Origin of the sequence: Streptomyces griseorubiginosus (genome assembly GCF_017614965.1) — a bacterium.
Taxonomy (GTDB): domain Bacteria; phylum Actinomycetota; class Actinomycetes; order Streptomycetales; family Streptomycetaceae; genus Streptomyces; species Streptomyces griseorubiginosus_B.
Genome location: NZ_WVUG01000031.1, coordinates 11,732 through 37,339, shown reverse-complemented (window position 1 = coordinate 37,339; position 25,608 = coordinate 11,732). Strand labels below are relative to the sequence as shown.

Annotated in this window: 24 protein-coding genes; 8 read left to right on the top strand and 16 right to left on the bottom strand. The window is 72.6% G+C overall.

Annotated features, from left to right (window positions below; translation table 11 throughout):
* Nucleotides 1-18: 18 nt before the first annotated feature.
* Genes GRC12_RS09140 through fabD form a run of 10 tightly spaced genes read right to left on the bottom strand, consistent with a single transcriptional unit; the run spans nt 19 to nt 9,471 of the window.
* Nucleotides 19-1,110 carry a 3-oxoacyl-ACP synthase III family protein gene (locus GRC12_RS09140; protein WP_244372466.1) on the bottom strand — a complete coding sequence of 364 codons (1,092 nt, stop codon included), beginning with the start codon at nt 1,108-1,110 and terminating at the stop codon, nt 19-21.
* 3 nt (nt 1,111-1,113) lie between these two features.
* Nucleotides 1,114-3,438, bottom strand: coding sequence for a beta-ketoacyl-[acyl-carrier-protein] synthase family protein (locus GRC12_RS09135; RefSeq protein WP_208778678.1), 2,325 nt, complete (start codon nt 3,436-3,438; stop codon nt 1,114-1,116).
* Nucleotides 3,435-4,727 (bottom strand): beta-ketoacyl-[acyl-carrier-protein] synthase family protein, encoded by a 1,293-nt coding sequence (locus tag GRC12_RS46680; protein WP_208778677.1) that lies wholly within the window; start codon nt 4,725-4,727, stop codon nt 3,435-3,437. Before GRC12_RS46680 ends, GRC12_RS09135 begins: the two co-directional genes overlap by 4 nt.
* Complete coding sequence (locus GRC12_RS09125) at nt 4,724-5,137, bottom strand: 3-hydroxyacyl-ACP dehydratase FabZ family protein (protein ID WP_208778676.1); 414 nt, start codon at nt 5,135-5,137, stop codon at nt 4,724-4,726. Before GRC12_RS09125 ends, GRC12_RS46680 begins: the two co-directional genes overlap by 4 nt.
* Nucleotides 5,134-6,402 (bottom strand): beta-ketoacyl-[acyl-carrier-protein] synthase family protein, encoded by a 1,269-nt coding sequence (locus GRC12_RS09120; protein WP_208778675.1) that lies wholly within the window; start codon nt 6,400-6,402, stop codon nt 5,134-5,136. The genes GRC12_RS09125 and GRC12_RS09120 overlap by 4 nt, the downstream gene beginning before the upstream one ends.
* Nucleotides 6,403-6,852 carry a 3-hydroxylacyl-ACP dehydratase gene (locus GRC12_RS09115; RefSeq protein ID WP_208778674.1) on the bottom strand — a complete coding sequence of 150 codons (450 nt, stop codon included), beginning with the start codon at nt 6,850-6,852 and terminating at the stop codon, nt 6,403-6,405.
* Between the two features lie 23 nt (nt 6,853-6,875).
* A complete protein-coding gene (locus GRC12_RS09110; RefSeq protein ID WP_208778673.1) occupies nt 6,876-7,643 on the bottom strand; it encodes an SDR family NAD(P)-dependent oxidoreductase in 768 nt (255 codons plus the stop codon).
* The gene (acpS, locus tag GRC12_RS09105; protein ID WP_208778672.1) at nt 7,630-8,064 is read right to left on the bottom strand and encodes a holo-ACP synthase; all 435 of its coding nucleotides are present in this window, start codon (nt 8,062-8,064) and stop codon (nt 7,630-7,632) included. Before acpS ends, GRC12_RS09110 begins: the two co-directional genes overlap by 14 nt.
* The gene (locus GRC12_RS09100; protein WP_208778671.1) at nt 8,054-8,464 is read right to left on the bottom strand and encodes an acyl carrier protein; all 411 of its coding nucleotides are present in this window, start codon (nt 8,462-8,464) and stop codon (nt 8,054-8,056) included. Before GRC12_RS09100 ends, acpS begins: the two co-directional genes overlap by 11 nt.
* The gene (fabD, locus tag GRC12_RS09095) at nt 8,461-9,471 is read right to left on the bottom strand and encodes an ACP S-malonyltransferase (RefSeq protein ID WP_244372464.1); all 1,011 of its coding nucleotides are present in this window, start codon (nt 9,469-9,471) and stop codon (nt 8,461-8,463) included. Before fabD ends, GRC12_RS09100 begins: the two co-directional genes overlap by 4 nt.
* A 207-nt stretch (nt 9,472-9,678) precedes the next feature.
* Between fabD and GRC12_RS09090 the strand changes: the two genes are divergently transcribed.
* The 3 genes from GRC12_RS09090 (at nt 9,679) to GRC12_RS09080 (ending at nt 12,650) form a co-directional block, all read left to right on the top strand.
* The gene (locus GRC12_RS09090; RefSeq protein WP_208778670.1) at nt 9,679-10,608 is read left to right on the top strand and encodes an NADP-dependent oxidoreductase; all 930 of its coding nucleotides are present in this window, start codon (nt 9,679-9,681) and stop codon (nt 10,606-10,608) included.
* Nucleotides 10,609-10,712: 104 nt separating this feature from the next.
* A complete protein-coding gene (locus GRC12_RS09085) occupies nt 10,713-11,567 on the top strand; it encodes an ester cyclase (protein ID WP_208778669.1) in 855 nt (284 codons plus the stop codon).
* A gap of 267 nt (nt 11,568-11,834) precedes the next feature.
* Nucleotides 11,835-12,650 carry an AfsR/SARP family transcriptional regulator gene (locus GRC12_RS09080; RefSeq protein ID WP_308286508.1) on the top strand — a complete coding sequence of 272 codons (816 nt, stop codon included), beginning with the start codon at nt 11,835-11,837 and terminating at the stop codon, nt 12,648-12,650.
* On the opposite strand, the gene GRC12_RS09075 is transcribed toward GRC12_RS09080, so the two are convergent.
* Nucleotides 12,634-14,841 (bottom strand): MMPL family transporter, encoded by a 2,208-nt coding sequence (locus GRC12_RS09075; protein ID WP_208778667.1) that lies wholly within the window; start codon nt 14,839-14,841, stop codon nt 12,634-12,636. The two genes, GRC12_RS09080 and GRC12_RS09075, sit on opposite strands and share 17 nt — an antisense overlap.
* Nucleotides 14,841-15,728, bottom strand: a complete 888-nt coding sequence (locus GRC12_RS09070; protein WP_208778666.1) for an SDR family oxidoreductase — start codon at nt 15,726-15,728, stop codon at nt 14,841-14,843. The genes GRC12_RS09075 and GRC12_RS09070 overlap by 1 nt, the downstream gene beginning before the upstream one ends.
* An 86-nt stretch (nt 15,729-15,814) precedes the next feature.
* On the opposite strand from GRC12_RS09070, the gene GRC12_RS09065 reads away from it, so the two are divergent.
* Nucleotides 15,815-16,450, top strand: a complete 636-nt coding sequence (locus GRC12_RS09065) for a TetR/AcrR family transcriptional regulator (RefSeq protein WP_208778665.1) — start codon at nt 15,815-15,817, stop codon at nt 16,448-16,450.
* Here the strand turns inward: GRC12_RS09065 and GRC12_RS09060 are convergent.
* The gene (locus tag GRC12_RS09060) at nt 16,447-17,634 is read right to left on the bottom strand and encodes an FAD-dependent monooxygenase (protein WP_208778664.1); all 1,188 of its coding nucleotides are present in this window, start codon (nt 17,632-17,634) and stop codon (nt 16,447-16,449) included. The two genes, GRC12_RS09065 and GRC12_RS09060, sit on opposite strands and share 4 nt — an antisense overlap.
* Nucleotides 17,635-17,786: 152 nt before the next feature.
* On the opposite strand from GRC12_RS09060, the gene GRC12_RS09055 reads away from it, so the two are divergent.
* Together GRC12_RS09055 and GRC12_RS09050 are read left to right on the top strand one after the other, a co-directional pair.
* Nucleotides 17,787-19,295, top strand: a complete 1,509-nt coding sequence (locus tag GRC12_RS09055; RefSeq protein WP_208778663.1) for an FAD-binding oxidoreductase — start codon at nt 17,787-17,789, stop codon at nt 19,293-19,295.
* 43 nt (nt 19,296-19,338) lie between these two features.
* The gene (locus GRC12_RS09050; RefSeq protein WP_133041761.1) at nt 19,339-20,244 is read left to right on the top strand and encodes a HipA family kinase; all 906 of its coding nucleotides are present in this window, start codon (nt 19,339-19,341) and stop codon (nt 20,242-20,244) included.
* A 4-nt stretch (nt 20,245-20,248) separates the two neighbouring features.
* Here the strand turns inward: GRC12_RS09050 and aceB are convergent, their stop codons facing one another.
* Together aceB and GRC12_RS09040 are read right to left on the bottom strand one after the other, a co-directional pair.
* Nucleotides 20,249-21,874, bottom strand: a complete 1,626-nt coding sequence (gene aceB, locus GRC12_RS09045; RefSeq protein ID WP_208778662.1) for a malate synthase A — start codon at nt 21,872-21,874, stop codon at nt 20,249-20,251.
* A gap of 184 nt (nt 21,875-22,058) precedes the next feature.
* The gene (locus GRC12_RS09040) at nt 22,059-22,658 is read right to left on the bottom strand and encodes a nucleotidyltransferase family protein (RefSeq protein WP_208778661.1); all 600 of its coding nucleotides are present in this window, start codon (nt 22,656-22,658) and stop codon (nt 22,059-22,061) included.
* Nucleotides 22,659-22,874: 216 nt separating this feature from the next.
* Between GRC12_RS09040 and GRC12_RS09035 the strand changes: the two genes are divergently transcribed.
* Nucleotides 22,875-23,159, top strand: a complete 285-nt coding sequence (locus tag GRC12_RS09035) for a DUF5955 family protein (protein ID WP_308286507.1) — start codon at nt 22,875-22,877, stop codon at nt 23,157-23,159.
* A gap of 46 nt (nt 23,160-23,205) precedes the next feature.
* Here the strand turns inward: GRC12_RS09035 and GRC12_RS09030 are convergent, their stop codons facing one another.
* A complete protein-coding gene (locus GRC12_RS09030; RefSeq protein ID WP_133041765.1) occupies nt 23,206-24,000 on the bottom strand; it encodes an IclR family transcriptional regulator in 795 nt (264 codons plus the stop codon).
* 250 nt (nt 24,001-24,250) lie between these two features.
* Here GRC12_RS09030 and allB point away from each other — a divergent pair, with 250 nt between their 5' ends.
* Complete coding sequence (allB, locus tag GRC12_RS09025) at nt 24,251-25,591, top strand: allantoinase AllB (protein ID WP_208778660.1); 1,341 nt, start codon at nt 24,251-24,253, stop codon at nt 25,589-25,591.
* The last annotated feature ends 17 nt before the right edge of the window (nt 25,592-25,608 follow it).

Here is a 25,608-nt window from a genome sequence, read left to right as displayed (position 1 = left end):
GCGTCGGTGCCTCCCAGGTCAGGGCGTCGGTGCCTCCCAGGTCAGGGTGAGACCCGCGTAGAGGTAGCGGCTCGCCTCGATCGCGAGCAGCAGCACCGTGTCCCCGGGCGTGATACGGCCCGCGGTCCATCCCGCGTCCAGGGCCAGCGGGACGGCGGCCGAGCCGGTGGCTGCGACGTCGGCGAGGTTCTCCACGACGCACTTCTGCAGCGCCGCGTGATCCTGCGCCGACAGCCCCGCCTCCTCGAACTCCCGGCTGAAGTACTCGGCGTTGCCCTCCGGCAGCACACAGGCGTCGATCTTGTCGAGGGTCAGGCCGGAGCGGTCCAGCATGTCCCTGAGCCCTTCGACGAACACCCGAGGACCGAAAGCGGCGGTGCCGGTGATGTCGAGCCGGATGTCCATCAGCCGCCGGCGCTGCCGCTGGACAGCCGGCGGAGCGTCCGTGCCGCCGCCCACGACCAGCATGCCCGGCCTGCGCGCCCCGCCCAGGCACCGGGTGGCGAAGACGGAGGCCGGCCCGGAGGGCTCCGGCACCTCGTCGCCGGCCGTGAGCAACGCCGCCCCCGCGCCGTCGCCGAAGGTGTAGACGGTGAGCCGGTCCCGCATGCGGACGGCCATCGGATCGGAGCCGAGGTAGACGTCGGCCAGCAGCGGGGAGATGGACTCCGCGCCGATCACCAGGGCGGTGCGGTAGGTCCCGTCCGCCAGCAGCCGGCGCGCGTAGTCCATGGCCTGGACCGCGCCCACACACCCCGCCCGGACCTCGATCACCGCGCAGCGCTCGAGACCGAGCCGCTCCTGCACATACGTGCCGACCACGGGCAGCGGGTGGTCGGGACTGGCGGTCGAGGTCACCAGCAGATCCACGTCCGAGGCCGCCATCCCGGCCCGCTCCAGGGCCTGCCGCGCGGCCGCTGTGGCCATCTCGGCGGTGCCGGTGCGGTGCGTGCCGGTTCGCGGATCCACGATCCAGTGCCGGTGTCGCACCTCGATGCCGGCCAGGACGTCCTCGGGCAGCGGGCCGCACAGCCGTTCCAGCGTGGCGTTGTCGATGGGGTCGCCCGGCAGCTCGGCTCCGGTGCTGACGACGGACACATGTTTGGGCATGGCTCAGAACTCCGTTCCGGGACGCAGGACGAGGGCGATGTGCGTGCCCCCGAGCGACGAGCTGTTGATCAGTACGGGACCGGCCGCGCCGCCGCGCCGCCGTTCCTCCACGGCCAGGGCGACGCCCAGATGGGCGCCCGCTCCCACCGGTTCGCCCAGGACCCGCTTGGGGGTCAGTACCTCGGCCCGCGTCCCAAGGCGGCGCAGCGCCCGCTCCTCCGGGCGGTCGACCGCGGGGATCCCGGCGGCGTTGGCCCACACGGCCGTGAGCTCCTCGGGCCCGGTGCCGGCGTCCGCCAACGCCTTGCGCATCGCCCGGTAGAGCCCGTCGCCCCGCGGGTCCCAGCGGCCCGCGCCCGCGGCGTCGTACGCCGTGCCGTGGCCCAGGAGCTCACCGAGGACCAGGGCGCCCCGGGCCCTGGCCGAGGACTCGCGCTCCAGAACCAGCGTGATGCCGCCCTCGGCCAGGCCGTAGTGCCGTCCGGAGGGTCCGCCGGTCAGCGGCAGCCTGCGGTACGCCTCGGCCGCGGTGTCGGTCAGGTCGTCGACGGCCGGGCACAGCACCGCGTCCGCGGTGCCGGTGCGCAGCATGTCGTGCGCGATGGACAGCGCGGAGGCGCCTGCCGCGTGCGCCGCGGCCGCGGTGGAGGTGGGCCCCTTGGCGCCGAGGGCCATGGCGATCTGGCCGGCGGCCGCGTTGTAGACCGTGTTGGGGAAGATGGCCGGGTTGCCCGCGGCCGCCCCCTCCTCCAGCACCGGCCGCAGGAAGTCCTCGGTGCTGCGCATCGGCCCGAGGCCGCTGCCCAGCACGACACCGACGCGTTCGTCCGGCGTCAGCCGGGCGTCCTCGAGCGCCCGGCGGCTGGAGACGATGGCCAGCCGGCCGAGCCGGTCCACCCGGCGCCGCTCGCCGGGCGCCATCGAGGAGCCCGGATCGACGTCCAGCCGGGCCAGCCGCAGCCCGTTCTCCCGGACGCCCGCGAGGGCACCCGAGCGGAAGGCCCGCCACAGCTCCTCCGGCGAGCCGCCCGAGGGGGTGAGCACGCCGATGCCGGTGACCACCACCCGCTCCTCCCACGGCGTGGCGGGCAGCGCGGCGCGCGCGCCGGGACGGGAGAACGCCACGGCCGCGTTGGCGCCCGCGAAGGCGAAGTTGTTCGACAGCGCCACGTCCATGGTCATCGGCCGGGCGTTCCCGGGCACGGCGTCCAGACCGCAGCGCGGATCGGGTTCGGTGAACCCGGCCGTGGGCGGGGCGAGTTGCTCCTCCAGGGCGGACACCGTCACGATCGCCTCCACCGCGCCGGCCGCGCCCAGCAGATGCCCGATCATCGACTTCACGCTGCTGAGCGCGACCTTCTCGGCCGCCTGCCCGAGCGCGGCGCGCACGGCGTTGCTCTCGGCGGAGTCGTTCTTCGGGGTGCCGGTGCCGTGCCCGTTGATGTACGGCACGTCCTCCACCGTCAGCCCCGAGGTGCGCAGCGCGCCGCGGATGGCGCGGGCGGCGCCCGCGCCCCGCGGGTGCGGCGCGGTGGCGTGGTGGCCGTCCGCTGACAGGCCGTAGCCGAGCAGTTCGGCGAGGACCGGGGCGCCGGCGGTACGGGCCACGGACTCCTCCGCCAGCACCAGCATGCCGCTGCCCTCACCCAGCGACAGGCCGTCGCGGTGGCGTGAGTAGGGCGCCGCCGGGCGCCGGGAGAGCGACTGGAGACTGGAGAAGCCCGCGTAGGCGGTCTCGGTGAAGGCGTCCGTGCCGCCGACGAGAAAGGCCTGCGCCCGACCCGCCCTGATGGCCTCCACGGCGTGCGCCAGGGCGTGGGCGCCCGAGGCGCAGGCGGTGTTCACCGAGAGCACAGGCCCCTTCAGACCGAAGGCGGAGGCCAGGATCTCGGCGATGGTGTGCGGGGAGAGCAGCAGCAGCTCCCGCGCGTCGTCCACGGTCAGCGGCTTCCGGCCGGCCCGCCGCAGCACCCGCTCCGCGCTGCGCGTACCGCCGTTGCAGCTGCCGATCGCCACGCCCCACTGCTCCGCGGGCAGGTCCGGCAGACCGTGCGCGGACATCGCCTCATGTGCGGCGGCCAACGCCAGGTCGACCGCGCGCTCGTGCCCGCGGGCGCCGAGGTCGGCCCGGTAGTCGTAGCCGGCCGGCGGCAGCGGCGCGGTCACCTCGCCGCCGATGTCGGTGGCGCAGCCCTCCGTCGGCAGGCCGCGGACCCGGTCGATCGCCACCTTCCCGGCCCGGACCCCGTGCCACAGGGCCTCGACACCGGCGCCCTGGGAGGTCACCGCGCCCATGGCGGTGACCACCACACGCTTCGTCGTCTTCATTCGGTCCGTCCTTCCGGGAACCTGCGCAGTGACAGGGCCACGGCCTGGCCCTCCAGCCCGCGGGCGAGCGCGAGCGCCGTACGGGGAGAGGCGTCGCGCGGAGTCCCGCGGACGCAGTCGAGGTCGCAACCCGGCGCCGGTTCCTCGAGGTTGAGGGTGGCGGGGATGGTTCCGTGATGGAGCGCGAGCGCCGCCACCGCGGTGTTCAACGCTCCGGCGGCACCGACCAGATGGCCGGTCTGCGGCTTCACACTGGTGATCGCGGCCGCCTTGGCGGTGTCGCCCAGGGCGTCCTTCAGTGCGGCGATCTCGCTGGTGTCGCCCTGGACGGTGGCGCAGCCGTGCGCGGCGACGAAGTCCGTCACCGGCTCACGCTCCGCGTCCGCGAGGGCGTGGCCGACGGCCCGGGCGAGCCCGCGGCCCCCAGGGTGCGAACTCGGCGGCCGTACGCAGTCGGTGCCCGCGCCGAACCCGTCGATCTCCGCGTAGACGCGGGCGCCGCGGGCGAGCGCGTGCTCCTGTTCCTCCAGGACGAGCAGCGCCGCGCCCTCGCCGAAGACCGAACCGTCGTGGTCCCGGTCGAAGGGCCGGAAGGCGCGCTCACCCAGCTCGTTGCGGCCGGTGAGCACACCGAGCCCGTCCATCTTCGACATCGTCCACCACGAGGTGGGCTCGTCGTAGCCGCCGGCGACGGCCACGTCCGCCTCGCCCCTGCGGATCGCCCGCATGGCGCGGCCGATGGCGAACGAGCCGGCGTCCGCGGTCCCGGCGAAGAAGTCGTTGGCCCCGCGGATGCCGTGTCGGCTGGAGACGTGGAACACCGCGGCCGGCTGGAGCCCCTCGACGTAGAACAGGGGTGCCAGCACCGAGGACGCGGTCCGGCCCAGCGTGTCCAGGTCGACGGTGCCGTCGGGTCCGGTGACGGAGGCGAGGCCGTCGGCCAGCGCGTCCATGCGGGGCATGTCCTTGCCGCTGCCGAGGAAGAGTCCGGTCCGGTAGCCGAGTTCCTCTTCGCCGCCGAGCCCGGCGTCGTCGAGGGCCAGGGACGCCCCGGCGACGCCGAGCTGGTCGCCCCGGCACAGCATGCGCAGCGACCGGCGGTGGATGAACCGCTCCGGCCGGAAGTCCGCGATCTGTGCGCCCATACGGGTGCGCAGCGGCGCGGGGTCGTAGCCGCGCAGCGGGCCGATGCCGCTGCGTCCCGCGAGCAGCCCGTCCCAGGTGGCGGCGGCGCCCTCGCCCAGCGCGGTCAGCAGCCCGATCCCGGTGATGACGACCCGGCGCTTCACGGCGCCTCCCGACGGGTGAGGGTCAGCCGGCGCGCGGTGGCGACGGTACGTCCGTCGACGCGGGCCTCGGCCCGCAGGTCCCGGGAGTCGGCGCCCGCGCCGGTCACCCGGACCCGGAGTTCCACCTGGTCGCCCGGGCCGACGAAGTGCCGGAACCGCATCGTGCGCACACCGCTCAGCCGCCACTCCCGCGCACCGTCCGCGCAGACCAGCGCGGCGAGTTCCGCGAGGTCCTCCAGGAGCAGTACGCCCGGAAGGACGGGCCGGCGGGGGAAGTGCGTGGCGAACCACGCGTGCGTGCCGGGGACGTTGCGCACGGCCACGGCGTGACTGCCGGCTTCGAACTGAAGCACCCGGTCGAATCCGCGGTCGGACACCGCGGCCGGCGGGGCGGTCGTGAGGTCGGTCATGTGTCCTCCCGGTGCTCTGCGACGATCAGGCCGGTGTTGGTGCCGCCGAAGGCGAAGGCGTTGACGAGCGCGGCCGTCACCCGCCTGTTCCGGGCCCGCCGCGGGACGTAGTCCAGGTCCAGGCGCCGGTCGGGGGTGTCGAGGTTGACGGTGGGCGGCACCACCGACTCCCGTATGGCACCGATCGCCGCCAGCAGGTTGAGCCCCGCGCCGGCCGCCGTGAGGTGGCCCGCCATGGACTTCGGCGAGCTGATCACCAGACGGTGCGCGTGGTCGCCGAACACCTTCTTGATCGCCACGGTCTCCGAGAGGTCGTTGCCCGGGGTGCCGGTGCCGTGCGCCACGACGTAGTCGATCGCGGTGGGACCGAGCCCGGACTCGGCGATCGCCGCCTCCATGGCCTGGACGGCGCCCGATCCGTCGGGCGGTGAGTCGGTGATGCGCCAGGCGTTGAGCGTGGAGCCGTAGCCCACCAGCTCGGCCAGCACCCGGGCGCCGCGCTCCAGGGCCCGCTCCCGTTCCTCCAGGACGAACGCCACCCCGCCCTCGCCGACGACGAAGCCGGAGCGGTCGGCGTCGAAGGGACGGGAGGCGCGCTCGGGATCGTCGTTCCACTCGCTGGTCATGGCGCCCAGCAGGCTGAAGCCGAGCAGGTCGCACCAGGTGGTCAGCGAGTCGTGTCCGCCCGCCACCATCAGCTCGGCGTCCCCCTCCTGGATGCAGCGGTACGCCTCCCCGATGGCGTGCCCCGAGCCGGAGCAGGCCGTACTGGTGCCGATCGCCGGACCTCGGGCGTCGAGTGCCTGGGCGACGACGCTCAGCGCCAGGTTCTGGTTGTCCGCCAGGACCTGCCGCGGCGGCTGCCGCAGGAAGGCGTCCGGACGGCCCGTACGCCGGCGCAGCACCCCGATGTCCGCCAGGAACTGCAGATCCGGCCGGCCCACGCTCGCGCCCAGCGCCACCCCGCACGCCTCGGCGGTGTAGGTGCCGGGCTCCGTCCCCGCGTCCCGCAGCGCCTCCAGCGCCGCCGCCACCCCGAACCGGCCGGCGCGGCCCAGCCGGCCGGGACCGAGGCCGGCCGGGATGGCGGCGCGGACGTCGAAGTCGCGCACCTGCGCGGCGATGCGCACCGGGAAGGACGAGGCGTCGAACAGTGTGAACGGACCCACGCCCGACCGGCCGGCGCACAGGGAACGCCAGGTCGACGGGGCGTCGTTGCCGAGCGGAGTGACGGCTCCCGCGCCGGTGATGACCACGCGTTTCATCTACACCGGCCTCCCGCCCAGCAGGGCCTCGGCCATCCGCGCGGTGTCCGCGGGGTCGTCGAGCCGTTCGGCGTCGATCAGCGCGCACATGATGCCCTCGGCCCGCAGGACCGGCCGGCCGTCGACCGACACCGTGCCGTCCAGGACGGCCGCCTCCTCGTGCCGGCCCACCACGTCGGCGGACATCCGCAGCGTGTCGCCGGGGCGCACCCTGCCGTACTCGGTGACCTGGTCGACGCCGAGCAGCGCGGCGCGCCGCCGGTGGCCGGTGCTGAGCAGGAACAGCCAGCTCCCGGTCTGGCACAGCGCCTCCAGGGCGAGGCCGAAGGGCAGTTCGGGGCCGTCGGGGCCCGGCCGCCAGGTCGTCTCCGTCACCGAGGTCACCTTGCGGGCCGTGATGTGCCGGTCCGGCTCCCAGGACTCGATGCGGTCGATGAGATGGAATCGCATGGTCTCTCCTCTCCTCCTCCCGGCTACGGCCGGCCCATGCCCAGCTGCGCGGCGAGGCCGCCGTCGACACGGACCACCTCGCCGGTCACGTACGACGACTCGGGACCGGCCAGGAAGGCGACGACCGAGGCGACGTCCTCCGGCGTGGCGAAGGCGCGCAGGGGCACCTGCCGGCGGATGCCCCTGCCGCCGTCCTTGGCGAGGACGTCGTCGACGAGTTCGGTGGGCACGATGCCGGCGGCCACGGCGTTCACCCGTACGCCGAAGCGGGCGAGTTCGATCGCCGTGCTGCGGGTGAACGCGTTCAACGCCCCTTTCGACGCGGCGTAGTTGGACTGGCCGATCCAGCCGCCGAGCCCCATGACGGAGGAGACGTTGACGATTGTCCCGTCCCGCTGGCCCATGAAGTGCCGGGCCACGGCTGCCGTGCAGTGATACGCGCCGCCGAGGTTCACGCGCATGACGTCCAGCCAGGCGTCGCCCGGCACGTCCCAGATCAGGCCGTTGCGGGTGATGCCCGCGTTGTTGACCAGGATGTGCAGGCCGCCGAGCGCGCCGGTGGCGTCCTCGACGAGCCCGCGGGCGGCCGCCGGGTCGCCGACGTCGGCGTGCAGCGCGACCGCGCGCCCGCCGGCCTCCTCGATCTCCCGTACGACGGACGCCGCCTCCTCCTTGCGGGAGCGGTAGTTGACGGCCACCGAGGCGCCCCGGGCCGCGAGGGCCAGGGCGACCGCACGGCCGATGCCTCGGGAGGCGCCGGTGACCAGCGCCGCACGATCATCCAGGGACATGTGTTCCACCGTTCTCGGTCGTGTCCGGGCCGGGACCCGGGTCGCAGACGAGCAGCACGTGCGCGATGGCGAGGCCGGCGGCGTGCGACAGCGTGACCTCGGCGTGCCGCATGTGCCGCCGCCGGGCGACCGAGGCCGCCCGGCCGTGCAGGCGCAGCGAGGGTCTGCCGCTGGCCTGGTTGACCACCTCGACGTCCGTCCAGTCGGCCATGGCGGGCGCCCCGCCCAGGGCCTTGAACACCGCCTCCTTGGCGGCGAACCGGCCCGCGAGGTGCTCGGAGCGGCGGCTGCGGCGCGCGGCGCAGTAGGACAGCTCGCGGTCGGTGAAGACCCGGCCGGCGACCTCCGGCTGCTCGCTGAGCAGCCGGTGCACGCGCTCGACGGCCACGAGGTCGGTGCCGACGAGGATCTCAGGCGGCATCTGCGGCGGCCGCCCGGTCGGCGAGCAGGTCGAGGAGGTTCTGGACGGTGAACAGGCCGAGCACACCGTCGGCCGTGAGCGGTTCGGTCAACTGGCTGCGGTCGAACTGCGGCAGCACCTTCTCCAGGTGGGTCAGGCCGGTGTCGTTGACGACCTCGTTCTCGTCACCGAACTCCTCGTCCGGGATGCCGCCCTGGAGCAGGTCCCCGATGTCGTTCACGGTGATCTTGATCTTGGAGACCCGCTCGATGCGGAACAGGATGTCGAGCAGGTCGATCGACTCGGCCCCGAGATCACCCAGCAGGGTGGCGTCCGGCTGGACCTCCTCGGCGTCGATGCCGAGGGCTTCGGCGACCGCGTCCTGGACGACGGGCAGCAGGTCGGTGGTGGCAAGCGTCATCGGATGTCCTTCTCTCGGTGTGATGTCTCGTCGATCAGTGCGGCGACGCGTCGTGCGTCGTTGGTGCTGCGGACCGTGGCCTCGGGGAGGGTGCGCCGGGTGAGCGCGCTGAGCACGCGCCCCGGTCCGACCTCCACGAAGTCGGTGAACCCGTCGGCCCGTGCGGTGTGCAGGACGTCCACCCACCGCACGGGGGAGGCCAGTTGGCGCCGCAGCAGTTCGCGGGCGTGCTCGCCGGACCCGATCCACTCGCCGGTCACGGAACTCAGCACCGGGGTGTGCGGATCGCTGAAGCGGAACCGGCTCAGCTCGGCCGCGAACTCGTCCTCCAGGCCGGCCATGAGCGAGCAGTGGAAGGGCGCGCCGACCGGCAGCGCGACCGTGCGCTCGGCACCGCGCGCGCGGGCCAGCTCGCAGGCCGCGGCGACGGCCGGGGCCTCGCCGGAGACGACGGTCTGGCCCCGCTCGTTGTAGTTGGCGACCTCCACCAGGCCGTGCGCGGAGGCGTCCCGGCACGCGGCCTCGACCTTTGCCGCGTCCAGGCCGATGACCGCCGCCATGCCGCCGGGGGTGCGTTCGCAGACGCCGGCCATGAGCCGGCCCCGGACCTGCACGAGGCGCAGCGCGTCGAGCGGGTCGAGCACTCCGGCGGCGACAAGGGCGGGGTACTCGCCGAGGCTGTGCCCCGTCACCGCGCCGGGCGCGAACCCGCCCTCGTGGCGCAGCACCTCGTACACCACGAGGGACGTGGCGACCAGCGCGGGCTGGGTGACGTCGGTGGCCGCGAGTTCCTCGGCGGTGCCCGAGGTGCAGATCTCGGTCAGCGGCAGACCGAGCGCGCGTTCGGCCCGCTCCAGGAGCGGCACGGCGACGGAGCCATGGTGCCGTACCAGGTCCCGGGCCATGCCCGGGCGTTGCGAACCCTGGCCGGGGAACATGGCGAGCACCGGCCGGAAAGCCCGCGTGGTGCGCGCCGCGGCGGGCGGGGCCGTACTCGGGAGCTTCATGCGTCCGTCCTTCTCGAATTACCGGTGCGCAGCGGTTTCCGCGCGTTCACACGCTGCGCCGGACTTCTGGGCGGACTGCTTGAATGAGTCTTGACGCGCCTGACCCCGCGTGCCGTCAAGAAGCATTCAAGGTGACGGCCAACCTCCCTCGGCCACTCTGCGATCCGGTACGGAACGCACGCGCACGCTCGCAAAGGGAGGCACAGGGTGAAGGCCGTCTATTTCCGCCGGTTCGGCGGTCCGGAGGTCCTGGAGTTCGACGAACTGCCGGAACCGACGCTGGGACCGCACGGTGTGCTGGTGGCTACCCGGGCGGCGGCGGTGAACCCGCTCGACTGGAAGGCCAGGGAAGGGCTGCTCGCCCCGATGGCGGACGCCGTCTTCCCTGTCGTGGGCGGCTTCGACGTCGCCGGCACGGTGGAGCGGGTCGGTGTCTCCGTCACGGAGTTCGCCCCCGGGGACGAGGTGCTGGGATACGTGTGGCAGGACGTCGTGCGCTGCGGCACCTTCGCGGAACTCGTCGTCGCGCCCGCCCGCACCCTGGTCCGCAAGCCGTCCGCGCTGACCTGGGAGGAGGCCGCCGCCCTGCCGCTGGCCGGACTGGCCGCCTACCAGAGCGTGGTGCACCGGCTCCGGGTGCGGCGGGGGGAGACGGTCCTGGTGCACGCCGCCGCAGGCGGGGTGGGTCTGTTCGCGGTGCAGCTCGCCCGCCTGCGGGGCGCGGAGGTGATCGGCACCGCCGGTGAGCACAACCACGACTTCCTGCGCGCCCTCGGGGTCCGGCCGGTGGCTCACGCCGGCGCCCTGGCCGAGCGGGTACGGCAGCTCGCCCCGGAGGGGGTGGACGCCGTGCTGGACGCGGTGGGCCGCCGGGCGCTGCGGGCCTCGCGTGAACTGCTGCGCCCCGGAGGGCGGTTGGTCTCACTGGTGGAACCCAGGGTGACGGAGCTGGGCGGTTCCTACCTCTTCGCCCGCCCGGACGCCGCGGACCTCACGGAGCTCGCTCGCCTCGCCGCGAAGCGGGAACTTGCGGTGGAGGTGGCCCGGACGTTCCCGCTGGAACAGGCCGCGCAGGCGCAGCAACTGCTCCGCGAGGGGCACACCCGGGGCAAGCTCGTGCTGTCCCTCGGCGGGTGACCTGGCCGGTGGCCTCCCCTTCCGGCGCCGTCAAGGATCGTTCAAGAAGACGGCCCACAGGCCCCGCCAAGACTTGTCGCCGTTCATCGATAGAAGGGATCACCATGCCGACCGACGATTCTGCTGCGGAGCGGAACAAGAAGATCATCCGGAGGGTGTTCGACGAATTCGTCAACAAAGGCGTCTTCTCGGTCGTCGACGAGATCTACCGCGAGGACATGATCGACCACCAGCCGCTGCCCGGCGCTCCCGAGGGCCGGCCGGGCGTCAAGTACACCATCGCGGGCCTGCGCGCGGGATTTCCCGATCTGCACGTGACCATCGAGGACATGAGCGCCCATGCCGACCACGTCGTGATCCACAACACCTGGCGCGGCACCCACCTCGGCGACTTCCTCGGCATGGCGCCGACCGGGCGGCGGATGGAGTCGCGGGGCGTCGTGGTGTGGCGGCTGGTGGACGGGCTGATCGCCGAGCGCTGGGGCATCGGCGTCGAGTCCGACATGCTCGCCCAGCTCGGTATGCGGCGGCTGTACCGCGGCGGGCGTGCCGGGCGTCCGGGCGCGAACGCCGGGCCGGCGGCGGCACCCGCGGTGAACATCCTGACCGTCCCGCCCGGCCGGGCCGAGCGCTGGCGCGAGCTCCAGGCCGAACTCGCCGGTCCCCGCCTGGCCGAATACGAGGCGTCCCGGCGGCGCGCGGGCATCGTGCGCGAGTCGTTCTGGCTCCAGCAGGACAACGCGGAGTGCGTGGTCCACTACGTGGAGGCGCGGAATCCGGCCACCGCCGGCCGGCGGCTGTCGGGCTCCGAGGAGCCCTTCGACGTATGGCTGCGCGGCGCCGCCCGCGAGATCTACGGCACCGATCCCTGGGCTCTGCTGGCCGAGGGCGGCACGGCGGGAGCAGGCCACGCCTGGACGCTGCCGGTGGAGTTGGTGCCGGCCGACACCGGGGTGTGATCCGGTCTTCTTGCAGAACCGCAGAGTGTGCCCGGCCCACGGCCGGGCACACTCTTTTTTCCGGCCCTATTCTTTACTTGCGCCTGGGTATTTCTTTAAGTTGGCCAGTGAATTGGAATTACCGTCAGCAGTAAGCCGGGGATAACAGAATTGAAACCTTTTCTGTGAAGTCTGTCACTTCCACAGGTGACCGAATCCTTCCGGTTCTGTTTCGGCCAATAATGGACTCGAGTCTGTAATCGATCGACTGATCCACGGGGGGATCAAGTGGAATTTCGGATTCTCGGGCCGGTCGAACTGGAAGTCTCGGGAGAAGTGATCGGAATCGGCCCGCTGAAGCAAAGGAGTGTTCTCGTTCCGCTTATTATCGATGTGCGCCGTCCGGTCATGCTGGACGCTCTGGTCGCTCGGGTGTGGGACGACTCCCCGCCCAGCGAGGTGCGGAACGTCCTGTACACCTACGTGACCCGACTGCGCCGGATCCTCGAGGCGGCGGAGCGCCGCTCGGGGGAGAAGATCGAGCTGCGCCGGCAGAGCGGCGGCTATCTGCTCGACGTCGAACCGGACCTGGTGGACCTGCACCGCTTCGAGCGGCTCATGGCGCGCTCACGGCGGGTGACCGACGAAGAGGAGCGAGCCCGTCTGCAACGACAGGCGCTCTCCCTGTGGCGGGGCACCCCGCTGGCCGACCTGCGCGGCCCCTGGTTCGGGCGGGTCCGCGAATGGATCGAGCGCCGGCGGCTGGAGGCGCTGAGCGAATGGGCCGGCACGGAACTCCGGCTGGGCCGGCCGCTGACCGTGATCGAGGAGTTCGGCAGGGTCGTGACCGAGCAGCCGTACGCCGAACCCATCATCGAGCAGTTGCTGCTGGCGTTGTCCTCCGCGGGACGGCCGATGGAGGCGCTCGAACTGTACGCGGTGGCCCGCCGGCGGATCGTCGAGGCCATCGGCGCCGAGCCCGGGCCCTCCTTGCGCCGTACGCACGAGGCGATCCTCCGCGAGGAGGTCGCCGTCGCGCGGCCGGCCGGAACGCATCAGGGCGTTCCGGCCGGCCTCGGCGAGGACTTCAGCCTGTCACCGTGACGGAGGAGCGGGCGGAGGAGGTCTCCTCCTCCGCCTCGCTCAACCCGAACCGGTCGTGCACACGGCGCAGGAACCGGGGCGCGTACCAGGAGGCGTCGCCCAGCAGCCGGAACGACGCGGGCAGCAGGACACCGCGCATGACGGTGGCGTCCAGGACGATGGCCAGGCCCGTCCCGATGCCGAAGAACTTGCCGAAGGTCAGCGGGCTGACCACCCAGGCGAAGAAGCTGATGGCGATCAGCCCGGCCGCGGTGCTGACGATCCGTCCCGTCCTGCCGAGCCCCTCGACCACCGCCTCCCGGGTGCTCGCGCCCCCCTTGCGCAACTCGGCGATCCGGCTCATGACGAACACCTCGTAGTCCATCGACAGACCGAAGGCGATGCAGAGCAGCAGCACCGGCATCGAGGTGTCGAGCGGCCGTGCGGTGATGTCCAGCAGCCCGCTCAGATGTCCGTCCTGGAACACGAGCACCATCAGCCCGAGCACGCTCGCGAGCCCGAGCGCGTTCAGCAGCAGTGCCCGCAGCGGCTGCACGAGGCTGCCGGTGAAGAGGAAGAGCAGCACGAACGTGGTCAGCACGATCAGCCCGACCGCCAGGGGCAGCCGGGAGCGCATGGCGTCCTTGGTGTCGATCAGCTCCGCGGTGGTGCCGCCCACCAGGAAGTGCCCGGGCGAGTCCACCCCGCGGACGTCCTTGACCAGGTCCTGGGCTGCCCGGGACTCGGGGCCGACGCCGGACGCCGGCGTGATCAGCACCTGTTCGGTGCCGGCCGCGCTCAGCCCGCCCGCCTCGCCGGTGCCCGACCGCGCGCCCGCGACGAACCGCCCCGCGCTGCTGTCGACCCGTCCGACGTGCGGCAGTTCGGACAGCCGCCGGGCGTACGACGTGATCTGATCCCGGGCCACCGGCCGCCGGCTGACCGCGCTGATCCGGGCGGTGGTGTCACCGCCGAACGATGTGCGCAGCACCTCGCTCGCCCGGCGGCTGTCGGCCGAGGTCGGCAGCATCCTGTCGTCGGGTGTGGCGAAGGAGATGTGCAGCGCGGGCAGGGCCAGGAGCACCAGGGCCGCGATGATCGGCGCGGCGAGGACGAACGGCCGTCGCATGACGGCTCCCGCCAGCCGGCCCCACGGCCGGGAGGCCGCGATCCGCGTCGAACGGACCTTGGGGATGCGGCCGGCGTTGACCCGGTGACCGAGCACCGCCAGCAGCGCCGGCAGCACGATCACCGCGGCCACCGCCGAGACGACCGTCAGTCCGATGCCCGCGTAGGCGAGCGAGCGCAGGAAAACCGACTGGAAGACCAGCAGCGCGCACATCGCCGCCGCCACGGCCGCCGCGCTGAACACGATCGTCCGCCCGGCGGTCTCCACCGTGCGGATCACCGCGGCCGCCACGTCACGCCCGCGTGCCAGCTCCTCGCGGAACCGGCTGACGCTCAGCAGCGCGTAGTCGATCGCCAGGCCGAGCGCCATCGCCGTGGTGAGGTTGGTGGCGAAGACGCTGACGTCGGTGACCGAACCCAGGACGGACAGCTCCGCGAACGTGCCCAGCACCGCCAGCAGCGCGATCACCAGTGGCAGCAGCGCCGAGACCAGGCTTCCGAACACCACGAGGAGCAGCAGCAGCGTCAGCGGCACCGCGATGCCCTCGGCGAGGGCGATCCCCTTCTTGACCTTCACACTGATCTCGTGGCTGACGCCGAGCGGGCCCGCGGGCCGTACCAGCACCGCGCCGCCGGCCTTCTTCAGGTCGTGGTCGACGACGGCGCCGACGGTCTTGTCCTGCTCGTTCTCCGTGCCCGTGACATGCGCGAGGACCAGCGCGTACCGTCCGTCGGGCGACTTGAGCGAGGGCGCCTTGGAGGACCAGTACGTGGTCACGTTGCGCAGTTCGTGACGGGCCTTCAGCGCGGCGGCGAGGTTCGCGCCCGCCGCGCCGGCCTCCGGCGCGTCGACCGTGCCGGACCTGGCCTCGACGACCAGGACCAGGTTGGGGTCACCGCCGAACTTCTGGTCGACCAGCTTCCGGGCGGCGACCGACTCGGCCCCCGCCGGGGTGAAGCCGCCGCCCTGCAGCTTGGTGAACGCGCCGCCCGACAGCAGGACGGCCGCGACCAGGGCGACGCCGGAGACGGCCAGCACGAGCCGGGCCCGGCGGACGAGGAACGCGCCGATGGCGGCGTACATCAGACGCCCTCCGTGACACCGGGCCGGTGACGCTGCAGCCACGCCGAGAGCGGCAGCGGCTGCCCGTACCTCGCCCAGACCGCGCCCGAGTCGACGACCTGCGGCTGGGTGTCGAGGACCACGCCCATCTGCATCTGCCGCGCCAGGACCGGGTTGAACGGCTTCATCAGCGCGCTCATCGGCCGCAGCATGCCGACCGGCATCTTGTTCTCGCCCTTGACCTGCGTGCCCATCGACGCGGCGACGAGCTCGTTGACCTGGGCGAGGGTCAGCGCCTCGGGGCCGCCGAGATCGGCGGAGAAGTTCTCACCCGCGCGCAGCGCCAGTGCGGCGGCCACCCGGGCGACGTCCGTACCGGCCACCCAGGAGACCGGGTTGGTGCCCGAGCCCAGCACCATGGCCTTCCCCTTCTTGGCGATCGGCTCGGCGAGCATCTCCACCCAGGTGTCCATCAGATGGGTCGGCCGAAGGATCGAGAACGGCAGCCCGCTGCCGCGCAGCGTGCGCTCGGCCTCGAACTTGAGGCGGAAGAACTCCACCGGGCTGTCGGCGCGGGCGCTCGCGGTCGAGAGGTAGACGAAGTTGTCGACCGCGGCGTCCCGGGCGACGTCGATCAGGGTCGGGACGCCCTTGCCCTCGATGCCGCGGGGGCCGCTCGCCCCCTTGCCGTTGCCGCCCTGGACGGTGCAGACGACCGCCCGGGCGCCGGTGACGGCCCGCACCAGTGAGTGCCGGTCGTGCAGATCACCGGCGACGACCTCGACGTCCCGGGGGAACTTCGCCGAGGTGGGGGTCCGGGTGACGACGCGCACCGGGTGCCGGTCGCTGCGGAGCTGGTCCACGATCTGGCGGCCGACCTTGCCGGTGCCGCCGAAGACGACGATCACGCCTGTCTCCTTAATGATGTCAGGAAATCTATCATTGTTAGACATTAGATCGGCGATAGGATTCCGCTGTCAACGGAAGGACGAACGTGACGACGAAACCCGGGCTCGCGCAGCCGAAGCCGAGCGCCAGCAGAGCGCGCCGCGAACGGGAGCGTCAGCAGATGCGCGCGCGACTGCTGGAGGCGGCGCGGGACATCGCGGCCGAGGAGGGGTGGAACGCGGTCACCATCCGCCGCATCGCCCACAAGCTGGAGTACACCCCGCCGATCCTGTACCAGTACTTCTCCAGCAAGGAGTCGCTCTTCGTCGAGCTGATGCTGGTCGGCTTCAGCGAACTCACCGCCCGGCTGGAGGCCGCCGCCGAGGCCCCGGCGCCGCAGCGGCTCGCCGCGATGGCCGAGGCGTACTGGGCCTTCGCGTTCGCCTCACCCGAGCTCTACCAGGCGATGAACGGCATGGACGGCGTGCCCTTCGGCACCGCCGAGACCCCGCCCGAGGCGAAGACCGCCTTTCGGACCTTCCGCATCGCCCTGCAGAGCATCGCGGAGGCGCGCGGCGCCGAGCTGGGCGATCCCGGCGGCGCGGTCGACACCGTCTGGGCCTTCCTGCACGGCTGTGTCTCCCTGGCGATGGCCGGCCGGGTCAAGGGCGGAACCGAGCGGGCCAGGGCCCTGATGCTGAACGGACTCGAACCGCTCTTCGCCGCTCAGCTGAGTTCCTAGACGGGGATCCGCGGGGCGTCCCAGCGGGCGCCCGCCGCCATGTCCCGGTCCACCTGCTTCCAGACCGGACCCGACCACACCGCCCGGTAGAGCAGTGTGCGGGCGCGGACCGCGAGCGGGTTGCCCCAGCTGCCGACCCGGCCCACCATGCGGGCGGCCTTCTGGAAGGAGTGGACCCGCGGCCGCCGTTCCTCCTCGTAGGCGCGCAGCGCGGCCGTGGGGTCGGCGGTCGTCGCGAGCGCGCGCGCCAGCACCAGGGCGTCCTCGAGTGCCTGGCAGGCTCCCTGTCCGACGTTGAAGTTCATCGGGTGCGCCGCGTCACCGAGCAGGGTGACCCTGCCCTCGCCCCAGACCTTGTCCGGACGGCGGTCCACCACGTCGTTGCGGAGGATCACCTCTGGGGGCGTCCGTTCGATGATCTCTTCCACCGGGTCCATCCAGCCCCGGTGCCGGGCCAGCAGCATGTTCTTGACATCGGTGCCGTCCCGGCCGCCCGGCCGGGTGTTCGCCACGCTCATCCAGTGCAGCCGGCCCGGCGCGATGGCGTAGAAGACGAACCGGGTGCCGTTGCCGAACATGCAGCGGAAGAAGTCCTCCGGCACGAAGCCGGGTTCCACCTGTACGGCCGCCCGCCAGGCCGTGTAGCCGGCGAAGTCGGGCGGGGTGTCGCCGAGGAGCTGGGCACGCACCCGTGATCTGACCCCGTCCGCGCCGATCAGCACATCGCCGCGGACCTCGGATCCGTCGGCCAACAGTACGCTCACCCCGTCCGGGTCCTGCCGGTAGCCGGTGACGTCGGCGTCCGTGCGTACCGCGTCCGGGGCCGCCGCCTCCAGGGCGTCCGCGAGGATGTCGACCAGGTCGTCGCGGCCGATGGCCACCACCGGCTGCCCGTGGCGGTCCACGAACTCCTCGACCGGCCAGACGGCCAGCTCGCCCCCGTTCCAGTTGCGGAACTCGCAGCGCACCTGGGACCTGCCGACCTTGTGCAGCGCGTCGGCCAGGCCCAGGTCCTGCAGCGCGAGCACGGCGTTGGTCCACAGGTGCACCCCGCACCCCGCCGCCCGCAGCCGCAGCGCCCGTTCCAGGACGACCACCTCGATGCCGGCCTTGCGGAGCGCCAGCGCGGTCGCGAGCCCGCCGATCCCGCCGCCCGCGACGATCACCCTGAGCTGTCGTGCCATGTCTGCCTCCTTTCGGGGGCACCACTCTCGACCGGCGCACTGGGCGCGAACCTTGACCGGATCTTGCAAGGGGGATTCAAGTTTTCCGCCCATGCGGCGGCTCCACGATCGGCCGGCCACCGCAGCCGTCACGACACCACATGGGGGAAACCGTGCTCAGCCGTCGCACCCTTCTCCGCGCCGGGGCCGCGTCCCTCGGCGTGGCAGCCGTCCCGATGCTCACCGCCGGGCCGGCCCGCGCCGCGGTCCGCTGGGACAGCCTCCGCGCCCATCTACGAGGCGACCTGGTCCTGCCCGGCGACGCCGCCTACGACCAGGCCAGGCAGCTGGACCAGATCCAGTTCGACTCGGTGCACCCGAGCGCGGTCGCCTACTGCGAGAGCCCCGCCGACGTGGCGCTCTGCCTGCGCTTCGCCGCCGACAACTCCCTGGCGACGGCCGTGCGCAGCGGCGGCCACAGCGCGGGCGGCTACTCCACCTCCACGGGCCTCGTCGTCGACGTGTCCCGGCTGGACTCGATCGTGGCCGGCTCCGGCACGGTCACCCTGGGCCCGGGCGCCCAGATGGTCGACATCACCCACACCCTCGGCGCGGCCGGCCTCGCGATCGCCGGCGGGTACTGCCCGACGGTCCGCGCCGGCGGCTTCCTGCAGGGCGGCGGCCTGGGACCGCAGACCCGCACGGTCGGCATGGCCTGCGACACGGTCACCTCGGCCCAGGTCGTGCTCGCCGACGGCCGCCGCGTCACCGCCTCCGCCGCCGACCACCCCGACCTGTACTGGGCGCTGCGCGGCGGTGGCGGCGGCAACTTCGGCGTGGTGACCTCGTACACCGTCACCACCAACCCGGTCACCGAGATCGCGGTGGCCTTCGTCAACTGGACCTACGACCAGGCCGTGGACGTCATGAACGGCTGGGCCCGGTGGCTGGCCGGCGCTCCCTCGACGGTGGGCGGTCTCGCCGAGGTCAACATGACCGACCCCGCCGCCGCCCCCCAGGTCCAGGTGATCCTGCTGGGCCTCGGCGGACTGGACCAGCTCAACCGGGAGGCGGCCCGTCTCGCGGACGCCGTCGGCGCCCCGCCCGCGTCCCAGTTCGCCTCACTGATGTCGTACGAGTCCGCCCTGATGATCGCCTACGGCTGCTCGTCCTACACCGTCGCCCAGTGCCACCGCACCGGCACCGGTGCCGACGCGCAGCTGCCCCGCACCGCCTGGGCCGACGCCCGCAGCCGGCTGTTCACCTCACCCCTCGCGCGCACCGCCTGGTCCCAGCTGCTCGCCGTGTACGACACCGACCGCAGGAGCGGCCAGCTGCGTCAGCTGCGGGCGACCGCGCTCGGCGGTGCCGCCAACGCGCGCAGACGTACGGACACCGCCTATGTGCACCGCGACAGCCTCTACCTGCTCACCTACAACGCGTCCATCGCCGTCGGCCCCACTGACGAGGACAGCCTGACCTCCGCCCGCGACTGGGCCGACCGCGGCTTCAGGGCCATGGACCCTTACTCGAACGGCGAGTCGTACCAGAACTACATCGACCCCGGCCTCACCGACCACATGGCCGCCTACTACGCCGAGAACGCGAACCGGCTGGTCCGGGTCAAGAAGAAGTACGACCCCCACGGCCTGTTCCGGTTCCCCCAGGGCGTCACGGCCTGACGTGGCCCGTCCCGCGCCGGGCACCGCCGGGTAACCTGCCAGGATGCTGTCTGAGGTCACCGCGACCCGTTATCTCACGCCCCTGCGGTCCGGCGGCTCCGTGCCCGGAGTCTTCGAGGCCGACGACCTGGGCACCTACGTCGTGAAGTTCACCGGCTCCGCGCAGGGCCGCAAGGCGCTGGTCGCCGAGGTGATCGTGGGTGAGCTGGCGCGGGCGCTCGGCCTGCGCTTTCCCGAACTCGTGCTGGTGCGCTTCGACCCCGCGATCGCCTCCGACGAACCGCACCAGGAGGTGCGGGACCTGCACCGGGCCAGCGCCGGCGTCAACCTCGGCATGGACTATCTGCCGGGCGCCCGGGACTTCACGCCCGAGGTCGCGAAGCACTTCCCCGTGGACCCCCTGGAGGCGGGCCGGATCGTCTGGCTCGACGCCCTCACCGTCAACGTCGACCGGACCGTCCACAGCTCCAACCTGATGGTCTGGCCGACGCTCGGCACCGTACCCGCGCACCTGTGGCTGATCGACCACGGCGCCGCCCTCGTCTTCCACCACCGCTGGGACGCCACCGACCCCGCGAAGGCGTACGACTTCCGCCATCACGCCCTCGGCCACTACGGCCCCGACGTCCGCGCCGCCGACGCCGAACTCGCGCCCAAGGTGACCGAGGACCTGCTGCGCCGCGTCGTCGGAGAGGTCCCCGACGACTGGCTCACCGACCACGCCACGCCCGACGAGGCGCGCGAGGCGTACGTGACGTACCTCCACGCGCGCGTGCGCGCCTCGGGGCAGTGGCTGCCCACCGACTTCCCGAGCCGGGAGGAACTCGCCGCCGAGGAGGCCCTGCGCACGGCGAGGAACCAGCGTGGACGCCCCGCGTGGCTGAGGCAGGTCCCCGACCTGCACGGCAAGCCCGCCGCCGAACAGGACTGGTCGGTGCACCTCGGCTGAGGTCTCAGCCGCGCAGCTGCTCGTACGCCGGCAGGGTCAGGAAGTCGGCGTAGTCGGCGTCGAGGGAGACCTGGAGCAGCAGGTCGTGGGCCTGCTGCCAGTGGCCGGCCGTGAAGGCCTCCTCGCCGATCTCCGCACGGATGGCGTCGAGTTCCTCGGCGGCGACCTTGCGGGCCAGCTCCGGGGTGGCCTTCTCGCCGTTCTCGAACTCGACGCCCGCGTTGATCCACTGCCAGATCTGCGAGCGGGAGATCTCGGCGGTGGCCGCGTCCTCCATGAGGTTGAAGATGGCGACCGCGCCCAGGCCCCGCAGCCACGCCTCGATGTAACGGATGCCCACCTGGACGGCGTTGACGAGACCGGCGTAGGTCGGCTTCGCGTCCAGCGAGTCGATCGCGATCAGGTCGGCCGCCTCCACGTGGACGTCCTCGCGCAGCCGGTCCTTCTGGTTCGGCCGGTCGCCGAGGACCTTGTCGAAGGACTCCATGGCGATCGGGACCAGGTCGGGGTGGGCGACCCAGGAGCCGTCGAACCCGTCGCCGGCCTCACGGTCCTTGTCGGCGCGGACCTTCTCGAAGGCGACCTTGTTGACCTCGGCGTCCCGGCGGGAGGGGATGAACGCCGCCATGCCGCCGATCGCGTGCGCGCCGCGCTTGTGGCAGGTGCGGACCAGGAGTTCGGTGTACGCCCGCATGAACGGGGCCGTCATCGTGACCGCGTTGCGGTCCGGGAGGACGAACTTGGCGCCGCCGTCACGGAAGTTCTTGACGATGGAGAACAGGTAGTCCCAGCGGCCGGCGTTCAACCCCGAGGCGTGGTCGCGCAGTTCGTAGAGGATCTCCTCCATCTCGTAGGCCGCGGTGATCGTCTCGATCAGCACGGTCGCGCGGATGGTGCCCTGCGGGACGCCGACGTGGTCCTGCGCGAAGACGAACACGTCGTTCCACAGCCGCGCCTCGAGGTGCGACTCGGTCTTCGGGAGGTAGAAGTACGGGCCCTTGCCGAGGTCGAGCAGGCGCTGGGCGTTGTGGAAGAAGTAGAGGCCGAAGTCGACGAGGGCGCCGGGAACCGGGGAGCCGTCGGCGTCGACCAGGTGCCGCTCGCCGAGGTGCCAGCCGCGCGGGCGCATGACGACCGTCGCCAGCTCCTCGTTCGGGCGCAGGGCGTACGACTTGCCGCTCGCCGGGTCGGTGAAGTCGATGTTCCGGGTGTACGCGTCGATCAGGTTGATCTGACCGGTGACCACGTTCTCCCAGGTCGGCGCGGAGGCGTCCTCGAAGTCCGCGAGCCATACCCTGGCGCCGGAGTTGAGGGCGTTGATGGTCATCTTGCGGTCGGTGGGGCCGGTGATCTCGACCCGGCGGTCCTGCAGCGCGGGCGGGCAGGGGGCCACCTTCCAGGAGTCGTCGGCGCGGATCGCGGCGGTCTCGGGGAGGAAGTCGAGGGTGGAGGTGCGGGCGATCTCGGCGCGGCGCTCGGCGCGGCGGGCGAGGAGTTCGTCACGGCGCGGCGTGAACCGCCGGTGCAGCTCGGCGACGAAGGCGAGGGCCGCCTCGGTGAGGACCTCCTCCTGCCGGGGCAGGGGCTCGGCGTCGACGATGGCCAGCGGGGACGGCGCTGGTGCGGACATGAGCTGTCACTTCCTTCAGCGGTGGCACCGGGTGCCAGTCGAACCGGGTACGGCGAGCGGCGCCCTCGCATGAGGAGGGCGCTTCTGAACAGTGGATACTAGTTTCCTCATCGTGGAAGTTCAATGGTTTGTTGATGTCGAGATTCTCCGGGTCGAGGCAAGGTGGCGCCGAGTGCCATCGCGTTCACTGAAGGTGTGCGAGGTCGGCCTCGGTGTCGATGTCGTACGGCCGCGCCACGTCCCCGCACTCGACGAGCCTGATCGCCTCCCGGTGCTCCTTCAGATAGGCGCGTGCCCCCCGGTCGCCGGTCGCAGTCGCCGCGATCCCCGCCCAGTGCCCGGCGCCGAAGAGGACCGGGTGGCCGCGTACGCCGCCGTAGGCGGCGGAGACGAGCGAGTCCTCGCCCGCGAAGCCCGCGAGCACCCGCCGCACGGCCTCGGGCCCGATGCCGGGCTGGTCGACGAGCGAGACGAGCGCGCCCCGCGCCCCCGTACCGGCGAGCGAGTCCAGCCCGGCCCGCAGCGACGACCCCATGCCGTCGGCCCAGCCGGGGTTCTCGACGAGCACGCACCCCTCCAGCCGCGCCCGCTCGCGCACCTCTTGCGCCGCGGCCCCGAGCACCACATGGACCCGCTCGCACCCGGCTGCTCGCAGCACACCCACCGCATGCTCCACCAGTGGCCGCCCGCGGTGCTCCAGAAGCGCCTTGGGCCGCCCGCCGAGCCGCCGGCCGCCCCCCGCGGCGAGCAGCAGTCCGGCCACGTTCCCCTGTCCGTCCCTCATGCCTCCTGCATACCTGACATCGGGGCGAGTGCCTGGTTTCCGGGGGCTGAATTTCGGTCCGCACGGTGGCGCGCCGGGCATCGGGTGGCGTTTACTGACCCGCGTCCCCCGGCGCCCGACCAACGCCACAGGGGATGCGCGGCGGGATCACCACACGACGGCGCACAAGGGCGTGCGAGGGGGAGAGCTGTGTTGCGGAGCTTGGGGCAGAGGCCAGTGACCGGCAGTGACGAGGACCCGAGAGTGGCGGGACTGCGGACCGCGGTCTCCCGGTTGCGCCGTGAACTGGCCGCGCATCCGGCGGAGTTCCCCGACCGCGCCATCGCCGAGGACGAACTCGCCGCCCTCGCCGCCATGGTCACCTACGGCACCCCCGAAGTCCCCCGCCTGCGCAGCTCGTTGCTGCTGATAGCGGGCGCGATCGGCTCGGTGAGCGCCCTGTCCCGGGGTCTGACGGAGGTCCGCAACGCGGTGGAGCTGTTCGGGGAACCCAGGTCCTGACCCACTCACCGGCCGGTGTGGCCGACCGGTCGGCTCCGGCGGGGCGTCACGCCGGGTTCTGGCTGGCCAGTGCCTGGGACAGTTCGCCGGCCACCTGCTGGAGCACCGGCACGATCCGCTCGGTCGCCGACTCCGTGACCCGCCCCGCGGGCCCCGAGATCGAAATGGCGGCGGCGGTGGGGGAGTCGGGCACGGAGACCGCGAGGCAGCGCACCCCGACCTCCTGCTCGTTGTCGTCGATCGCGTACCCCTGCCGGCGGACGTCCTCCAGTGCCGCCAGGAATCCCTCCGGCGTGGTGATCGTCCTGTCCGTCGCGGCCGGCATGCCGGTACGGGCCAGCAGGGCGCGCACCTCGTCGTCCGGGGTGTTGGCCAGCAGGGCCTTGCCCACCCCCGTCGAGTGCGGCAGCACGCGGCGGCCGACCTCCGTGAACATGCGCATCGAGTGCTTGGACGGCACCTGGGCGACGTACACGATCTCGTCGCCGTCCAGCAGGGCCATGTTCGCCGTCTCGCCGGTCTCCTCGACCAGCCGGGCCAGATAGGGCCGTGCCCAGGTGCCGAGCAGACGGGACGCGGACTCGCCGAGGCGGATCAGACGGGGGCCCAGCGCGTACCGGCGATTCGGCTGCTGACGGACGTAACCGCAGGCCACGAGCGTACGCATCAGACGGTGGATGGTGGGCAGCGGCAGCCCGCTGCTCGCGGAGAGCTCGCTCAGGCCGACCTCGCCGCCCGCGTCGGCCATCCGCTCGAGCAGATCGAAGGCGCGCTCGAGGGACTGGACACCCCCGCCGTTGGACCTGGCGGAGTCGGTGGTGCTGGCGCTGGACGTCGGCACGGCGCGTTCCTTTCGGGACTGGCGGGAGGGGCAGCAGCCTACCCGCCGGTCGGTTGACTCCCCGCTGGTGCGTAGCTACGTTCTGCTTGCTGGAAGTCTAATTCCGCTTCGTGGAAACGTCCAGAGTGGCCGCCAGGGCGGCCCCGTCCGTCAGTGTGCCCTTGACGGCGCGGGGGTGGGAGTGAAGACTCCTTCAACAGAAAGTTGAATTCCGTTACGCGGAAGTTAACGGCGGCAGAGAGGGGTCCGGGTGTCCGACGCTGAACTGGTGCTGCGCTCGACGCGCGTCATCACCCCGGAGGGAACACGGGCCGCCTCGGTCGCGGTCGCCGGGGGCAGGATCACGGCCGTACGGGCGTACGACGCTCCCGTACCGGAGGGTGCCCGCCTGGAGGACCTCGGTGACGACGTCCTGCTGCCCGGCCTGGTCGACACGCACGTGCACGTCAACGACCCGGGCCGCACCGAGTGGGAGGGCTTCTGGACCGCCACGCGCGCGGCGGCGGCCGGCGGCATCACCACCCTCGTCGACATGCCGCTCAACTCCCTCCCGCCGACCACGACGGTCGACCACCTCCGCACCAAGCAGGCGGTCGCCGCCGACAAGGCGCACATCGACGTCGGCTTCTGGGGCGGCGCCCTGCCGGACAACGTCAAGGACCTCCGCCCGTTGCACGAGGCCGGTGTCTTCGGCTTCAAGGCGTTCCTGTCCCCGTCCGGCGTGGACGAGTTCCCCCACCTCGACCAGGACGGGCTCGCCCGGTCCCTGGCCGAGATCTCCTCCTTCGGTGGCCTGCTGATCGTGCACGCCGAGGACCCGCACCACCTGCAGGCCGCGCCCCAGCAGGGCGGCCCCCGCTACGCCGACTTCCTCGCCTCCCGCCCGCGCGACGCCGAGGACACGGCGATCGCGCAGCTCATCGCCCAGGCGAAACGCCTCGACGCGCGCGTGCACGTACTGCACCTGTCGTCGAGCGACGCGCTGCCGCTGATCGCCGAGGCGAAGGCGGAGGGCGTCCGCGTCACCGTCGAGACCTGCCCGCACTATCTGACCCTCACCGCGGAGGAAGTGCCGGACGGCGCCAGTGAGTTCAAGTGCTGCCCGCCCATCCGCGAGTCCGCCAACCAGGACCTGCTGTGGCAGGCGCTGGCCGACGGCACGATCGACTGCGTGGTCACCGACCACTCCCCGTCCACGGCCGACCTCAAGACGGACGACTTCGCGACCGCCTGGGGCGGCATCTCGGGACTGCAGCTGAGCCTGTCCGCGGTCTGGACCGCGGCCCGTGCGCGTGGCCATTCGTTGGAGGACGTGGTCCGCTGGATGTCCACGCGGACCTCGGAACTGGTCGGCCTGGACGCGCGCAAGGGCGCCATCGCCCCCGGTCACGACGCCGACTTCGCCGTCCTCGCCCCCGACGAGACGTTCACCGTCGACCCGGCGGCCCTCCAGCACCGCAACCGTGTGACGGCGTACGCGGGCAGGACCCTGTCCGGCGTCGTGAGGTCGACCTGGCTGCGCGGCGAACGCATCGTGGCGAACGGTGAGTTCACCGCGCCGAAGGGCCGACTGCTCACCCGCACCCCCTGACCTCCCTCCGCACCCGC

Bases quoted from the DNA above. Each gene is read 5' to 3' on its own strand.
- GRC12_RS09140 (WP_244372466.1), bottom strand. From the start codon at position 1,110: ATGCCCAAACATGTGTCCGTCGTCAGCACCGGAGCCGAGCTGCCGGGC.
- GRC12_RS09135 (WP_208778678.1), bottom strand. From the start codon at position 3,438: ATGAAGACGACGAAGCGTGTGGTGGTCACCGCCATGGGCGCGGTGACC.
- GRC12_RS09125 (WP_208778676.1), bottom strand. From the start codon at position 5,137: ATGACCGACCTCACGACCGCCCCGCCGGCCGCGGTGTCCGACCGCGGA.
- GRC12_RS09120 (WP_208778675.1), bottom strand. From the start codon at position 6,402: ATGAAACGCGTGGTCATCACCGGCGCGGGAGCCGTCACTCCGCTCGGC.
- GRC12_RS09115 (WP_208778674.1), bottom strand. From the start codon at position 6,852: ATGCGATTCCATCTCATCGACCGCATCGAGTCCTGGGAGCCGGACCGG.
- GRC12_RS09110 (WP_208778673.1), bottom strand. From the start codon at position 7,643: ATGTCCCTGGATGATCGTGCGGCGCTGGTCACCGGCGCCTCCCGAGGC.
- acpS (WP_208778672.1), bottom strand. From the start codon at position 8,064: ATGCCGCCTGAGATCCTCGTCGGCACCGACCTCGTGGCCGTCGAGCGC.
- GRC12_RS09100 (WP_208778671.1), bottom strand. From the start codon at position 8,464: ATGACGCTTGCCACCACCGACCTGCTGCCCGTCGTCCAGGACGCGGTC.
- fabD (WP_244372464.1), bottom strand. From the start codon at position 9,471: ATGAAGCTCCCGAGTACGGCCCCGCCCGCCGCGGCGCGCACCACGCGG.
- GRC12_RS09085 (WP_208778669.1), top strand. From the start codon at position 10,713: ATGCCGACCGACGATTCTGCTGCGGAGCGGAACAAGAAGATCATCCGG.
- GRC12_RS09075 (WP_208778667.1), bottom strand. From the start codon at position 14,841: ATGTACGCCGCCATCGGCGCGTTCCTCGTCCGCCGGGCCCGGCTCGTG.
- GRC12_RS09060 (WP_208778664.1), bottom strand. From the start codon at position 17,634: ATGGCACGACAGCTCAGGGTGATCGTCGCGGGCGGCGGGATCGGCGGG.
- GRC12_RS09050 (WP_133041761.1), top strand. From the start codon at position 19,339: ATGCTGTCTGAGGTCACCGCGACCCGTTATCTCACGCCCCTGCGGTCC.
- aceB (WP_208778662.1), bottom strand. From the start codon at position 21,874: ATGTCCGCACCAGCGCCGTCCCCGCTGGCCATCGTCGACGCCGAGCCC.
- GRC12_RS09040 (WP_208778661.1), bottom strand. From the start codon at position 22,658: ATGAGGGACGGACAGGGGAACGTGGCCGGACTGCTGCTCGCCGCGGGG.